We start from the raw sequence: 14,648 nt of genomic DNA, 5'->3' as shown, positions 1-14,648 counted from the left end.
GATGCGCACCCCGATCGGCATCGCGTCGCCGCTGCTCCCGGGTACACCCGCGCGGGTGTCCGGCGGCCCGGCGCTGATCGCGGTCGCGCACGGCAGTCGCGACCCACGGTCGGCGGCGACCATGTCGGCGGTCGTCGCCGAGGTGGCCGCTGCCCGTCCCGATCTCGACGTACGGCTGGCGTTCCTCGACCTCAGCGCGCCGTCGGTCGAACAGGTGGTGGACGCGGTTGCGGCGCAGGGGCATACGCACGCCGTGGTCGCGCCGCTGTTGTTGGGCAGCGCCTTTCACGCGCGCGTCGACCTGCCCGGCCTGCTGGAGGCGGCCCGGGCCCGGCATCCGCACCTGCACTTGACCCAGGCCGATGTATTGGGTCCCGATGCCCGCCTCATCTCGGCGCTGCGGGATCGAGTGCGGGAGGCGTGCACCGCACTCGACCCCCACTCGGGCGCACCGAATACCCTGTGGTCCCGCGGCAATGACCGTCTCGGCATCGCCGTGGCCGCCGTCGGATCGTCCAACGCCGCCGCGAATGCCCGCACCGCCGGGGTGGCCCGGCAACTGGCCGCGATCACCGGCTGGCATACCGAAATCTGCTTCGCAACCACCGAACCAACTGTCACCGAGGCGATTTCGCGCCTGCGCGCCCGTGGCGCGGACCGGATTCTCATCGCCCCGTGGTTCCTCGCCCCCGGCCTGCTCACCGACCGGCTCGTCACCGCCACCCCGAACTCGGTGCACACCGGCGTCATCGGCTCCCACCCGGCCCTCACCGAAATCATCTGGGACCGTTACGACGCCGCCCTCGCGGACGCCTTGGCGCTCACCGCCTGAATTCGGCTGCCTCAGCCTCCCGCATAACGACCCGCCCCGGCTGGAGCCACCCCACGCTGACTATCAGCGACCCGCACGCTCGATATCGATGCTCCCGCCGCGAGTACAACGGCCGCGAAGGGGTGATTCCCGCCGTCGATCCCTCCGCGCCACCGACAAATCCGGCGGCCGAAGCGCAACACCTCTCGGGCAGGTAGCCACCGTTCTGCACAGTGCCCCGGAACCAGTCGCCCGAGGGCGCTGATGGACCGACAGAAGCGGTCGGTGATCCGTTGGGGATCACCGGATTCCGGCACCGGCCGCTCATCCAACGCTGACAGCACCGCGCCGACTCATTGCCAGAGCGACAGCGACGAAGCCCGCCGGTTTCTACCGCCACGTCGCTTGCCGCCTCGACCGAGACGAACCGTTCGTCTACGGCATCCGCATGCTCACTCCATGTCTGCGTCGGCCGGCACCGGCCCCCCACCTCCCGAGTACCGAACTTTACTAGCCTATTAGTTTGCTAGCATGCTAGCATCGGATTGTGGGCGACGAGGATGTGAAGCAGTTCAACGTCTACCTGCCGATCGGACTGATCAAGCAGGTCAAGTTTCGGGCGATCGAGTCGGGAATGTCGTTGTCGGCGTTGGTTGCCGACGCGCTGCGCGCGTATCTCGACGACACCCACGCGCAGTCACTGTCAGGAGAGGATCAGCGATGAGAACCGAGGGCATCGACGCCGTGTTCCTGGAGACCCACAATTGGGGCAAGCAGGCCCGGTTTCTGCAGGAGCTGGGATTCGAGGTCGAGTTCGAGACCGGCCACGGTTCGGGTCAGTTCCGTAACGGTGATGGCCCCTCCGTCTTCGTGGCCGAGGTCCCGCCGACCCAGGATCCGCGGACACTGCTGGTCCTGAAAGTCGCCGACACGCAGAGCCGCCCCGGCGGCGATGTCGAGATCGTCACCGAATTCGAGCAGACCCACTACGGGACCCAGGAGATGACCGTCCGCGACCCGGATGGGCGGCAGTGGAATCTGCAGGCGCCGGGCCAGGACTGAGCGCGATGCCGAACGAGCTGACGATCGCCCCGGATCACACCGCGGTCCGGGTCGCGCTGTGGCGGGCCCTACATGTGCGCATCGATGCGGTCCCTCATGTTTTCCACGACGAGATCGGGCTGCGGCTCGCGGCGCCCGAGGACGACTGGCAGCACCGCCCGGATATGGATCCGCGGAGCACAAGCCCCATGCGCGCGGGCATGGTGTCTCGCGCTCGCTTCGTCGAGGATCTCCTCGCCGAACAGGTCGGCCGCGGCGTGGATCAGTACGTGCTCCTCGGCGCCGGACTGGACACCTTCGCCCAGCGCAGGCCCGAGTCGGCCGCGCGGCTGACGGTATTCGAGGTCGACCAGCCCGGCCCGCAGGCGTGGAAGCGGCAACGCCTCACCGAACTCGGGTTCGATATCCCGGAGTGGTTGCGGCTGGTACCCGTCGATTTCGAGGTGGACTCCTGGTGGGAGCGTCTGTTGGCCGCCGGTTTCGATCCGAGCAGGCCCGCGGTCGTGGCGTCCACCGGCGTCTCGATGTACCTCACCAGGGAGGCGAATATCGCCACCTTGCGCCAGATTTCGACACTCGCGCCCGGCTCCACCCTGGCCACGACCTTCATGCTGCCATTCGAACTCGTCGGCCCCGGCGAACACCAGATGCGCAGGTTCGCCGAGCAGGGCGCCCACGCATCGGACACTCCGTTCATCAGCTTCTTCAGCCCCGGCGAGATAGTCGCGCTGGCCGAGGACGCGGGCTTCGCTGCGGTCCAGCATATTTCGTCCGATGACCTCACCCGTCGCTACTTCGCCGACCGCACCGACGGTCTGCGACCCGCGGAGTCGGAGCAGATCCTGGTGGCGACGTCCTAATACCGGGCACGTCACAGTCGATGAGTGTCGTGGCGTTCGACCGGCTCCGCACATGCGGGAAAGCGGCACCGCAGATCGCGCACGACTTCCGGACAGTCCTGCAACCAGTGCGAGTTCCACCTGTCGCTGCACCTCCCGCTGGCCGAGCCCCGGCGACCGCGGCAGGACCGTCCCTACCAGGGGATTCCAGCGATAATCTGGGCGGGTCGATGCCGCGACTATCGCAACTCGTGTTGTTTACTTGGCGGGCTGCTCGTTCACGGCGCCCTGTCGAATGCGCAGGTAGCACCGTGAATGCGGCTGTTGGTGACGCCGATCCGGCGATCATGTCCTCGATCGTCATCGCGTCGCCAGGAATCGATGCAGGCCGGAATCGACTATGAGGAGGGCTAGTGACGAAAACCGTGGTTCGCCGGGCTGCCAGCGGGGGCGCCAAGCTGGGTTTCGCCGGTGCGGTGGTCAGTGCGTTGGTGCTGGGGCAACACACCGTCGCTCACGCCGCGGAGACGACCACATTCCAGCTCCCGCTGGTGAAGTTGACCCAAACATGGGGTGTTCCAACGCAACTCAACATCTTTTTAACAGCGACGGTCGGCGACGAACCCGGAGTCACCACCTTCGGTGTCGCCAACCCCGGACCCTTCAGCGGGAACAGCATGCTCGGCTCCCACGCCCGGATCCACTGGTTGAACATGACAACCGGAGCATCCGGCATGGTCGACGTGGCTGATCGGGAAACGGCGCAGCAGCCCTGCGACTGCGCCCCGGCGCCGGTGCGGGTATCCACCGGGGCGGGCCGGATCACCGCAATCGCGACCGCCGGTGGCCTCGCCATCAATGTGTCCTCAGGGTTGGGTGTGTTCACGGCTCCGTGAGCCCGATTGTCTCCGCTGCCGCATCGGAGGCGGAGAACATGCCCGGTCGCGGTCGGGTGACGGCGCGGTGGGAGCCCGACCGCGCCGTCGGCACCTATTGTCCGGCTGAATTCGGCACACTCTGACCGGAATCGGTCCCACCAGAGCCGGTCCCACCAGAGCCGGTCCCACCAGAGCCGGTCCCACCAGAGCCGGTCCCACCAGAGCCGGTCCCACCAGAGCCGGTCCCACCGGAATCGGTCCCACCAGAGCCGGTCCCACCGGAATCGGTCCCACCAGAGCCGGTCCCACCGGAATCGGTCCCAGCGGAGCCGGTCGCACCGGAGTCGGCGCTCGATGCGGTGTCCGCGGCGGCACCCGCGGATACCGCATCCATTGACGCCGCTTCGCCGGGGCTCGATCCCGCAGCGTCCGACCGGGCCGAATTGTCGGTTGAATTACCTTGTTGCGCAGAAGTATTCGACGAGGCAGCAAGATCCGTCGGTACCGTCTCCGTATTGCCGCAGTCGCCCGTCTTCGGCGGGGGGCTCGCTTCATCGATCGGCCCCGATCGAACAGACGCCGCGGCGTCCGGAAAGTCCGTCGTGCCGACCGTGACGACCGCGTCATCGCCCGATGTCGAGGCGAGCGACGGCGTTTCGAGCAGCTGTGTCGCGGACGGCTCCGGCATCTGCTCGGACCCGACGTCGGGCTGCACCTCGCGCGGCGTCATGACGAAGGCGGCGATACCGTGCGCACCACCCGGCCGATCGGTGCGAGCAAGTACTACGCCACCGGGCTCCACCGAGGACCGGCCCTGGCCCGTCGCGACACCCGGGACAGCCAAGTATGGGTCGTAATACGGTGCGGCTGTATCGGTTCGGTGGAGACTCGACTCGGGGGCGGAGCCGATCCGGTCGGCCAGCAGAAGGCCGGGCAGCACCAGACCGGTGCCCGCGACCGCCGAAACCGTCAGCGCCACACCCCGGCCACGGGACCCGACCGCCACGATCACCCGGTCATCGTTCGGCACGGGGGTCGCGGCGGCCAGCACCGCCGCACCGAGGGCGATCGTGTGGCCCGGCTCCGGACCGAGTACGACCGGCAGGCCGAGCTCGTCCGCGAACACCCGGGCCACGGGGGCCGAATGCGCCGCACCACCGAGCAGCAGCACGCGACCGATATCGTCGATCGAAATATCCGCCCCTCGAACACAATCGAGCACCAAGGGCAGCGATTCGCCGATATGCCGCGCACATAACTCCACAAGATCGGCCTCGGAAACCACTCCGGCACGCGGCGGCGCGACATCGGGTGCGAGGTCGTGACTGTAGCGTGCCAGCGCGGTCTCGAACGGGCGGCCGCCGAAATCGTAGGAGCGCACCGGACGCCCGAGGAGTCGCGTATCGCGTGTATCGCGGTGCACCACAGCCACATCGAGGCTGCTCGCACCCAGATCGCAGACGAGGACGAATTCTTCGGTGCTGTCCTGCGGCGCCATCCACGCGGCAGCCGCCAGCGGTTCCGGGACCAGCCGCACCGCGGTCAGTCCGGCCCGATCCAGCGCCTGCCGTAGCGCGGACACCTGATCATTGTGGTAGACGGCAGGATGGGCCAACACCGTATCGCCCGACGCCGCGGCATCCTCGATCAACCGATTCGCCACCACCGCTACCAAATCGGCGCCGGTGACCGCCCGGCCGTCGACGATCGCCAAGGGATCGCGCACTGCCATCAGGTCGGCGAAATCGGCGAGTACCGCGGCCGTCCGCGGCACCGTTCCGACAGAGGCCATCCCATCCCCGTCGAATCGCACCGTAGTACGGCGCTCCGCCACCACGGTAGGTGTGGCACTCCCGGCGGCCACGGCCGCCGCCGAGTTCACTGAGCCGATGCTCAGCCCCAATCCCACGGTCATACCCCTCAGCCTTCGCGCCCGATCCACGCCTGCCCGCGCGAACGATCCACCACCTTTACCCGACCGAATATATAGTTTAGCCTCCCCTAACAAAACTATTGATACGCACTCGTGGAGGCACCGTGTCCGATGGCCGAACCGCCGAACCACCTGGTCGGGCGACCATTACCGGTGTCGTGGTGCTGCCGAGACCGCGCGGCGAGTCCGTCATCTGGGGCGCGGCCCACCCTGCGACAACGCTCCACCGGCGTCGCAGCGGATGGCCGGAGAACGATCCGAAACGTCCACTGCGGCTGCATGATTCATGGCTACTGGTGGCTGCCAGCGGATTGCTGGCCACCCTCACACTGGCCGTGGCGCTGTGGATCGCGACCCACGTCCGAGTCGATCCGCAGTTGCACACCGCCGGATTGTTCGTGCATCTCGCCTCGCTCGTACTCGGATTCGGCGGCGTGCTGATCGCGGATTACCTGATGCTGCTGTGGCTGGCCGGTCGCAGCACGGTGACCGAAGCACTGACCGGCATGGGCCGGCTGCACTTCCCGATCTGGGCGGGACTGGCCGGTCTGATCGCCAGTGGATGCGTGCTCGAACCGAATCTCGGCTCGGCCCTGACCCGCACCAAGATGGCATTGATTCTGGTGCTCACCCTCAACGGCCTCCAGGCCATGATCCTGAGCAAGCGCCTCTCCCAGCAACTTCCGGCGCCGATCTCCGGGCGGCTACTGCTCTGGGGCGCAGCCTCGGGCGCGATCTCTCAGATCTGCTGGTGGGGCGCGATCGGGATCGGGTTCTGGAACTCTCAGCACTGAACCGGCACCGAGCTCACCCCATGTCACCGGGCCGATTCAGGATTCGATTCGGCCCAGCAGCCTGTCGGCGATCGCCCGCGCGGTCGCGACCTTGGCGTCTGCGCCCAATTGCCGGGCGGTATTGGCCGCGCTGACCACGGCGTCGAGTTCGAAGGCGAGAGCGTCCGGGTCGCCGGGACCGAGCTCGCCCTGATCCTGGGCCTTACGAATCTCCTTGGCCAGGAAGACGAGCCATTCGTCATGGTCGGTGACGATCGCGTCGCGCACGGGACCCGGCCTGCTGTCGAATTCGGCCAGGGTCGAGACGCGGAAGCAGCCACCGGGGAAGGCGGGTTCGAGGACGTGGCCGAACCAGCGGTCGACAACCGCGCGGAGCCGAGTAAGGCCGCGCGGCTCGCTCATACTCGGGGCGACGATCTGCTCGACGAACACCTCGCGCGCGGCCCGCACCGCTGCCAGTTGTAGCGCCTCCTTGCTGCCGAAGAGCGTGGCGATTCCGCTCTTGCTGATGCCGAGATCGGTGGCGAGCCTGCCGATGCTCACCCCGGTCAATCCCTCCACCGACGCCACGTCGGCGGCATGCCTGGCAATGGAGGCGCGGGCTCGCGCGCCCTTGACCAGGCGTTGATCGGTGACTTGCGGTGCTGACGCGACTGACGACTCGGCCATGTAGACCATTGTCCCACTCTCGGCTTGCGAATACGAACGGTCGGTCGTATTTTTATTTTACGAACGGTCGTACTGTTTGTTTCAGAAGGGCTTCCCCATGACCGAAGTATCCGCACGGACCACCGCATCCCCGCCGACGAAGGCCGCGACCAGCACGCTGCTGATCGCGTGCGGCGCCGCCTTCATCGCCTTCCTCGACCTCTCCGTGGTCAATATCGCTTTCCCCTCGATCGCTCGCGACTACCCCGGCACCGCGACCACCACCCTGACCTGGGTCGTCAGCGGTTACGCGGTCGCCTTCGCGGCGCTGCTCACCCCCGCGGGCCGCTTCGCCGACACGCTGGGCAGGCGCCGCGTATTCGTCATCGCCCTTGCCGGGTTCGCGCTGACGTCGCTGCTGTGCGCACTGGCGCCCACCGCGGGCTGGCTGATCGCCGGCCGCGTGCTCCAGGGCGCGACGGCGGCGCTGATGGTGCCCTCGGCGCTCGGGCTGGTCCTCGGCGTAACCCCCCGCGACAAGATCGGCGCCGCCATCGGAGCATGGTCCGCGGCGGGCGGGTTCGCCGCCGTGGTCGGTCCCGCGCTCGGCGGCGCACTGGTCGATGCCTTCGGCTGGCGCTCGGTCTTCCTCATCAATGTGCCGGTGGCGCTTGCCCTCATCGGACCCGGCCTGCGCATTCCGGTGCCCGATGTGCGGCAGCCGGGCAGCGCGCTGCCGGATCCGATCGGCACCGTCGCCGTCGCAGCGGGACTCGGCGGCCTGGTCGCCGGGGTCACCGAGGGACAGCGCTGGGGGTGGACAGCGGTCGGCACGCTCGCCGCACTCGGCGTGGGCGCACTGCTGTTGCTGGTCGCGCTGGTGCGCTCGACCCGGCACCACAATCCGGCCATCGCGGTGAACCTGTGGCGGAGCAGACCGTACGCGCAGGCCAATGCGGCCTCATTCGTCTTCGGTGCGGCAATGTTCGCCTGGCTGCTCTCCGGCCCCCTGTTCCTGGACGCGATCTGGGGCTATTCGGTACTCGGCTCGGCCGCGGCACTGACCGTCGGCGCGGTCGCCTCCATGATCACCGCCACCGTCGCGGGCCGGATCACCGCACCGGCGCCCCGGCGCTGGGTAGGTGTCCTCGGCACACTGATGTTCGCGGGCACGCTGATCTGGATGAGCACCGACGCCTTCGGGCCGACGCCCGCGCTGTGGTCCGCGTGGATCCCGGCCGGACTGCTCGGTGGCGGCGGCGTCGGCATCGTGGTCACCGTACTGGGCACCGCCGCCGCCGATGCCCTTCCACCACAACAGTTCGCGGCGGGCATCGGCATGAACTTGACCGCACGACAGGTGGGGGGTGCGCTCGGCGTCGCCGTGCTGGCCGCCATCTTCGCCGCACATCCGGCGGATCTGCTCGCCGGATTCCACACCGTCTTCGCGGTCTGCGCGGGCATCGCGGTGGTTGCCGCGGGCCTGACCGCCATCCCGACCCGGCCTCCCCTCAACACGAAATAGGAGCAATCACCATGACAGACAATGATATTCGCACCGAAGAGACCGATCCGATGCTGCTCACCCCCGAGGCCGCACGCGAACTGCTGGCGGACGCTCCGTGGCAGCGGTTCGCGGCCCTGGGCGATTCGGTCGCACTGGGCGTCGGCGACCCCAGCCCCGGCTACCGCACCGCGGGCTGGTCCGACCGGGTGGCCGCAATGCTCGCCGAGGTGAATCCCGGGCTGGAATATCGGAATACCGGCCGCATCGGCGCGACAACCGGTCAGGTTATTGCCGAGCAGTTACCGCCGGTCCTCGATTTCCGGCCCGATCTGGTTCATCTGACCTGCGGCGGCAACGACCTGTTCCGACGCGGTGGCATGGACGACCTGCGCGCGAACCTGGATGCGCTCTTCGGCGCGGTGACCCGCACCGGGGCACAGGTATTCACTTTCACCCTGGCCGATGTCTGGGACTCGGAGCGGATGGCTCCGATGCGTCCGATGCGGGACGGAATGGCGGCGCTCAACGACATCGTCCGTGAACTCGGCGCCCGCTATGACGCGCTGGTGGTGGAGTTCTGGGAGCACCCGCTGCGACTGCGACCCGATGTGATGAGCGCGGATCTCATTCACTTCACCACCAGCGGGCACGCCGTGGTGGCGAGCGAGACGGTCCGGGCGCTGAGCGGGCTCATTCCCGCGCTCACCTCAGCCCCGATACCTTCCCACTAGCTCGGCACCCAATATCGCGAGTTCGTCCCGGACCGATTGCGGTGCGAGAACCTCTATTTCGGCGCCCCAGCCCGCCAACTGCTGGGCGATCATGCGCGGGGTCGGCGCGGTGACGCGCACCTGGATCCGGCCGTCCTCGACCGGACCGTCGACCTCGCAGTGCCTGCCCTGCTGATTACGCAGCACCGGAAGCAGTTCCGGTGCGATGAGCACGGTGGCAGCGACCGCCGCCCGGCGCTGCTCCATCTCGCCGACGACCTCCTCCCAAGCCGTGGCGAGGTCGAAATCCGCCGGGCGGTGCGCGGTTTCGTCGGTAGCGGCCGCCGCGACGATGCGATCCACCCGAAAGGTGCGCTTGCCCCGATCGGTGCCCGCGATGAGATACCAGATGGCGTCCTTGTCGACCAGGCCCCACGGATCCACCATCCGCTCGGTGCGTTTACCCGCCCGCTCGTAGGTCAGGCGCACCCGACGCCGTTCGACGACCGCGCGCTGTAGCAGATCGACAACGCCCGGACGGGTCTTGTCGCGCTGACCCCAGCGTGCCGGATCGATCACCACGGCGTCGGCCGCGGCCTGCGCATCGGCACGGAAGGTCTGCGGCAACGCGCGCACCAGTTTGCGCAGCGCCGATTTCATCTCCGGGACCGCGGCGGCCGACGGACCCGCCAGCAGGAACAGCGCCTGTGCCTCAGGTCCGGTCAGACCGGTCAGATCGGTTCGGGCGCCACCGACGAGAGACCACCCGCCGCCCCGGCCGGGCTGCGGATACACCGGAACCCCTGCCGCCGATAGCGCTTCGAGGTCGCGGCGCGCGGTGGCGACGGAGACCTCGAGCTCTTCGGCGATCTCGGCGGCGGTCACCCGGCCCCGGGTCTGCATCAGCAACAGGGTCGCCACCAATCGGTCTGCTCGCATGTTCTCGATTCTGCCGAACAAAGTGCTCATTCGGTGATCACTTTGAGTTGGATGATGTATTTACCAACGGATCAACCACGAAGGAGTCCCCATGCTGCGAGGAATGGCCACCGTGAACTTCTACGCCGACGACCTCGAGGCCGCCAAGGACTGGTACAGCGAACTGTTCGGCATCGCGCCGTACTTCCAGGTCCCCGGCGGCTACTACGAGTTCCGGATCGGCGACTACCACCACGAATTCGGCATCATCAACCGCGCGTACGCCCCGGCGGCCGCGAGCAGAGAACCCGGTGGCGCGATCGTCAACTGGCACGTCGACGACATCACCGCCGTCTTCGATCGGCTGCTCGAACTCGGCGCGAAGGAGTGGGAGCCGATCACCAAGCGGGGCGACAGCGGATTCGTCACGGCCTCGGTCGTCGACCCGTTCGGCAATGTGCTCGGCATCATGACGAACCCGCACTACCTCGAGGTGCTGGCCAAGACCGGTTCGGCGTAGCGACCGGTCACGGCCGGAACCAGCGCTCCAGCACCTTCGCGACGCCGTCGTCGAGTACACCGTCGGCGACTTCGTCGGCCATATCTCGGATCTCGGCGGGCGCATTCGCCATCGCTACCGAATGCGCCGCCCACCGCAGCATTTCCCGATCGTTGTAGCCGTCGCCGATGGCGAGGGTCGCCGAACGCGGCACGCACAGCGCCGTGCGCAACCGCTCCAGCGCCCAGCCCTTCGATACGCCCCGGCGCGAAACCGTCAGCCATGGACCGAATTCGCCGTGTACCCAGCTCGTATCCGGCACATGCAGCGACTCCAGTCGCGGCAGCATTTCCTCCAGGGATCCCTCCGGCCACCACCCGTTGAGGCGCGGTGTCGGCTCCCTGCTCAACTCGCCGTGATCGACGAGCAGATACTCCCCGATGGAGAATTCACCCGGGCTGATGCCGGTGGCCCAGGTCCCGATGCCGACCTTTTCCACCGCGAAGATCATGTCCGGGAACAACGCTCGCAGCGCGGCGACCGCGGGCGCCGGATCGAAGGACTGTACGGCTACCGGCTCGCCCCGGGCGACGTCGATGTGCACGGCACCGTTCGAGCACAGCGCATGGCCCTCGACCAGCCCCAACTCCCGCAATACCGGCCGCGTCGTCAACAATGTCCGGCCTGTCGTCACGACCACGTGTGCCCCGGCCGCGACCGCGCGGCGAACCGCCTCGGCCACCCGCTCACTGACCGGCGACCCGGTCTCGAGCAAGGTACCGTCCACGTCCAGCGCGATCAGCCGTGGTCCTCCCCCGAGAACTTCCATCACCCCATTGTGCAACGAGTGTCGCCGCGCCGTCACCGATACGAGCCCACACCCGGTCGCGGCGGCGAACTTCCAGCGCCACGGTCAGCAATCGCAGGCCCGCCGCATCGTCGGCGGACCCGCGACACCCCCTCACCCCGACACACCCGCCCCAGTCCCCGTGTCCGACGGCCCATTACACGTCCGACGACCGCGTCCGAGACCTGGACCACCCGAAATGCCCACGGTCCGTAGCCAACCGATAGGCCGACACGATCCTCTGCAACCACGGGAACGCGGACCTCCGAAGCCAGCCGCATCGCCCCCGCGAATCGGCCGAAAACCGCTGGCCGCACCGGCTACGGAGGGCTGAGCCATGGCCGCCGCACGGAACAGGCTCGCAACCAACCGATGTCCCTCACCTGCGATCGACCCTGTGTCCACCGCCCGAGGGACACAGGGTCGTCCTTGGAACCAGCCGACCCCGATCAGGCGACGCGGCACGTCGCTACTCGCGCACCGCGCTCTGTACCGGGACAGCCGCCCACGGCCCGAATCATCGGGGCGCGTGGTGAATCCATCGCCGCGTGTTCCGGACTCGGGGTATTCGACGGGCGGTGAACCTCATCCGGCGGGGGGCGACGCGGTCAGCGCTCACCTGCCACGGGAGCCTCCGCCGCCACCGCCGCCGCCACCCGAGCCACCCTTGAAACCTCCCGCGGAGGAGGAGCCGCCCTTGGAACCTCCCGCGGAGGAGGAGCCTCCGCCGGAGCCGCCCTTGGAGCCGCCGCCGGAAGTGGAGGACCCGTGGGAAGACGCGCCCGAGGACGAACCACCGGACGAGGACGAATGGCCGGAGGAACTGCCGCCCGAGCTGGAGCCGCCGGAGGACGAACGGCCCGAGGACGAACCACCGAGGGAGCCACCACCGGAGGTGGAAGCGGCACCCGACGAGCTATGACCCGAGGAACCACCGCCAGAGGTGGAAGCAGCGCCCGACGAGCTATGACCCGAGGAACTACCACCGGAGGAACTACCACCCGAGGAAGCACCCGAAGACGAACCACCGGAGGAGCTCCCGCCGGAGGCACCGCCCGACGAGCTGCCGCCCGAGGAGGACCCATTGGAGGATGATCCACCGGATGCCGACCCACCCGACGTGGAGCCACCGGACGCGGAACCACCGGACGCGCCACCCGTGGAACCGCCCGACGTGGCGCCACCGCCGGACGTACCGGTGTCCGAGCCGCCAGAGGACGCGCCGCTGGAGGTCGACCCACCGTCGGTACCGCCGGGAGTTCCATTACCACCGGTGTTGCCCGAGGCTGCGCCTCCACTGGTCACCGCACCCGATGTCCCTGTGCCGGATGATGGTTCACCGGTGCCGCTGCCCGGCGTTCCTGGCGTCGAGGCACCGGGGCCGTGGGGGGCCGACGTGCCGGGTTGCGCCGCGCCCGGGGCGGAGGGCAGCGAAACGCTCGGGACCGTCGGAGCATTCGGAGTCTGGTCCAGAGGGGAGATGCTGACGCTGGGTATCTGGGGGCTGGGTGCGGCCGGGCTCTGCACGCGGCCTTGTCCCTCGGGGACCGCCAGCGGCGCAGGATGTTTGAACGGCAGCGGATTGATGAAGTTCGCCGGGTTGGCGTACGTGGTGCCGCTTCGGCCCGGGGCGCAACAGGATCGGGGGTCCTGGCGGGTGGATCGGGGATCCTGGCGACCTAACCGCCCGGATTCCGCGATCGAGGGGCCGATCGGGGCGTTGCGTACGACCGAGGCGACGAGCTGGCCGTAGCCGTGACCCGGGGCGAGGTCCGCGGCTTGGTCCCACACCGGCCTGCCCTGTCTGATGCCCTGGTCGAGGACGGTATCCCCGTTCGGTTCGTAGAGCAGGTTGTCAGCGAGTACATCGGCGCCCGGGAACCGGTCCAGCACCGGGGATAGGTCCGTATCCACCGAGCCGCCGAATACCGTCGCCGCCGACATGGCCAGCGCGGATGCGACCGCGGCGCTGGAGAATACCGCGACCCGCGGGGCGCGGGCACCGGTGTCCACGGGCGCGAAGACGCGTGCGGCGAAGTGCGCGGCCCCCGCCGCGACGCATTGACCCGGATCCGCCGACATCACCACGGGCCTGCCGAGTTCGGCGAGTGTCCGGGCGACCTCCGCGGGCCGGGCGGCGCCGCCGACGACGAGGATCTGATCGATATCGGCGAAGCTCCGACCGCTCGTACGAACGCAGGCGCGCACCACATCGAAGGACTTGCGGATATGCGCGGTCCGCAGACCGTCGATATCGCGGGTCGACATCGAGGACACCAGCCCGTCCGGCGTCGCGCCGCGGGCGTACCGCGCGATGGCCGCGCCGAGTGGCCGACCGCCGAAATCGTTGGAGCGCCACGGCTTTCCGACGATCGGATGATCGCTCCAGTCCGGCCCTACCCGCACGAGTGCGACATCGAGACTGTTTCCGCCCAGGTCGTAGACCAGAACGAAGCCGGGTTCCAGCGGGCCGCGTTCGTGTTCCAGCCATTCCGCCGCGGCGACCGGTTCCGGCACCATCAGCACATCCCGGGATCCGGACAGGTCCAGCGCCTGGCGCAGCAGCGCCACCTGCTTGTCGGAATAGACCGCGGGATAGGTCGTTACGGCGCCGGCGCTCGGCTCCGATGCCGTGACCAAGCCATTCACCACCGCGGCAACCAGATTCGCGGGTGAGAAGATGCGGCCGCCGATGATCACCGGCTCGGGGTCGCGGCTGAGGTCCGCGAAATCCGTGACCGCCATATCGAATTGGGGAATCCCACCGATCCGCGCGCCTCCGACGTCGTCGAAGGTGACCGCCGTACGTCTGGTCCGCACGGATGGTCGTAGCCGCTCGCCGGTCACCGCGGCGGATACGGAGTTCACTGAACCAATGCTGAAACCCAGCCCTGTAGTCATTCGCTATCCCGTCAACGCACCGTGACCACGTCCAGCACACAGTCAAACCATGTGGCCGCGGTCGTCTTCCAAACAGCCCCCACAGGCTAGCTGCTGACCGTCGGATTCGGATGCTGAATTGATATGAAACGTTCGTATTACGTTGACATTGCATTAAACGCCCAGCTAGATCGACTGACACGAAACCAATTGAGCCGCCTCGACACGCCGGAAATCTCCTGCGCGAGGAACGATTCCGCAATTCACCAGTAACCAGAACATTACGGTCGGTCTGATTTCAAAAATCGATCGGACGCGATTC

14 protein-coding genes are annotated in these 14,648 nt (G+C 68.1%); 9 read left to right on the top strand and 5 right to left on the bottom strand.

All coding sequences use genetic code 11. The features are described from left to right. Position 1: 1 nt before the first annotated feature. The 5 genes from AB0H61_RS11310 (at position 2) to AB0H61_RS11290 (ending at position 3,608) form a co-directional block, all read left to right on the top strand. A complete protein-coding gene (locus AB0H61_RS11310; RefSeq protein ID WP_357301995.1) occupies positions 2-832 on the top strand; it encodes a sirohydrochlorin chelatase in 831 nt (276 codons plus the stop codon). Positions 833-1,358: 526 nt separating this feature from the next. Beyond that, entirely contained in the window at positions 1,359-1,535 is a 177-nt protein-coding gene (locus AB0H61_RS11305) for a CopG family transcriptional regulator (RefSeq protein WP_357301992.1), read from the top strand. After that, positions 1,532-1,873 carry a VOC family protein gene (locus AB0H61_RS11300; RefSeq protein ID WP_357301990.1) on the top strand — a complete coding sequence of 114 codons (342 nt, stop codon included), beginning with the start codon at positions 1,532-1,534 and terminating at the stop codon, positions 1,871-1,873. The genes AB0H61_RS11305 and AB0H61_RS11300 overlap by 4 nt, the downstream gene beginning before the upstream one ends. Before the next feature lie 5 nt (positions 1,874-1,878). Continuing rightward, entirely contained in the window at positions 1,879-2,733 is an 855-nt protein-coding gene (locus AB0H61_RS11295) for a class I SAM-dependent methyltransferase (protein WP_357301987.1), read from the top strand. 392 nt (positions 2,734-3,125) lie between these two features. Beyond that, entirely contained in the window at positions 3,126-3,608 is a 483-nt protein-coding gene (locus AB0H61_RS11290; protein WP_357301985.1) for a hypothetical protein, read from the top strand. A gap of 94 nt (positions 3,609-3,702) precedes the next feature. On the opposite strand, the gene AB0H61_RS11285 is transcribed toward AB0H61_RS11290, so the two are convergent. Further along, a complete protein-coding gene (locus AB0H61_RS11285; protein WP_357301982.1) occupies positions 3,703-5,505 on the bottom strand; it encodes an Hsp70 family protein in 1,803 nt (600 codons plus the stop codon). A 122-nt stretch (positions 5,506-5,627) separates the two neighbouring features. Here AB0H61_RS11285 and AB0H61_RS11280 point away from each other — a divergent pair, with 122 nt between their 5' ends. Next, entirely contained in the window at positions 5,628-6,317 is a 690-nt protein-coding gene (locus AB0H61_RS11280) for a hypothetical protein (protein ID WP_357301980.1), read from the top strand. A gap of 36 nt (positions 6,318-6,353) precedes the next feature. Here AB0H61_RS11280 and AB0H61_RS11275 read toward each other — a convergent pair whose 3' ends face one another. Further along, a complete protein-coding gene (locus AB0H61_RS11275) occupies positions 6,354-6,986 on the bottom strand; it encodes a TetR/AcrR family transcriptional regulator (RefSeq protein WP_357301977.1) in 633 nt (210 codons plus the stop codon). Between the two features lie 97 nt (positions 6,987-7,083). Between AB0H61_RS11275 and AB0H61_RS11270 the strand changes: the two genes are divergently transcribed. After that, on the top strand, positions 7,084-8,490 hold the full coding sequence (locus tag AB0H61_RS11270; protein WP_357301974.1) for an MFS transporter: 1,407 nt from the start codon (positions 7,084-7,086) through the stop codon (positions 8,488-8,490). Between the two features lie 11 nt (positions 8,491-8,501). Beyond that, positions 8,502-9,203, top strand: coding sequence for an SGNH/GDSL hydrolase family protein (locus AB0H61_RS11265; protein WP_357301972.1), 702 nt, complete (start codon positions 8,502-8,504; stop codon positions 9,201-9,203). On the opposite strand, the gene AB0H61_RS11260 is transcribed toward AB0H61_RS11265, so the two are convergent. Continuing rightward, positions 9,180-10,121, bottom strand: a complete 942-nt coding sequence (locus AB0H61_RS11260) for a WYL domain-containing protein (RefSeq protein ID WP_357301969.1) — start codon at positions 10,119-10,121, stop codon at positions 9,180-9,182. The genes AB0H61_RS11265 and AB0H61_RS11260 overlap by 24 nt on opposite strands. A gap of 91 nt (positions 10,122-10,212) precedes the next feature. Here AB0H61_RS11260 and AB0H61_RS11255 point away from each other — a divergent pair, with 91 nt between their 5' ends. After that, positions 10,213-10,620 carry a VOC family protein gene (locus AB0H61_RS11255; RefSeq protein ID WP_357301967.1) on the top strand — a complete coding sequence of 136 codons (408 nt, stop codon included), beginning with the start codon at positions 10,213-10,215 and terminating at the stop codon, positions 10,618-10,620. 7 nt (positions 10,621-10,627) lie between these two features. On the opposite strand, the gene AB0H61_RS11250 is transcribed toward AB0H61_RS11255, so the two are convergent. Then, positions 10,628-11,428 (bottom strand): HAD hydrolase family protein, encoded by an 801-nt coding sequence (locus tag AB0H61_RS11250; protein ID WP_357301965.1) that lies wholly within the window; start codon positions 11,426-11,428, stop codon positions 10,628-10,630. Between the two features lie 633 nt (positions 11,429-12,061). Beyond that, positions 12,062-14,314: an Hsp70 family protein gene (locus AB0H61_RS11245; protein ID WP_357301962.1), complete on the bottom strand. Its 2,253-nt coding sequence runs from the start codon at positions 14,312-14,314 to the stop codon at positions 12,062-12,064. Positions 14,315-14,648 lie beyond the last annotated feature (334 nt).

This window comes from Nocardia sp. NPDC050710, from assembly GCF_040654375.1.
Lineage (GTDB): Bacteria > Actinomycetota > Actinomycetes > Mycobacteriales > Mycobacteriaceae > Nocardia.
The sequence above is the reverse complement of the archived record's forward strand: the minus strand, read 5'-3'. Positions and strand labels throughout refer to the sequence as shown.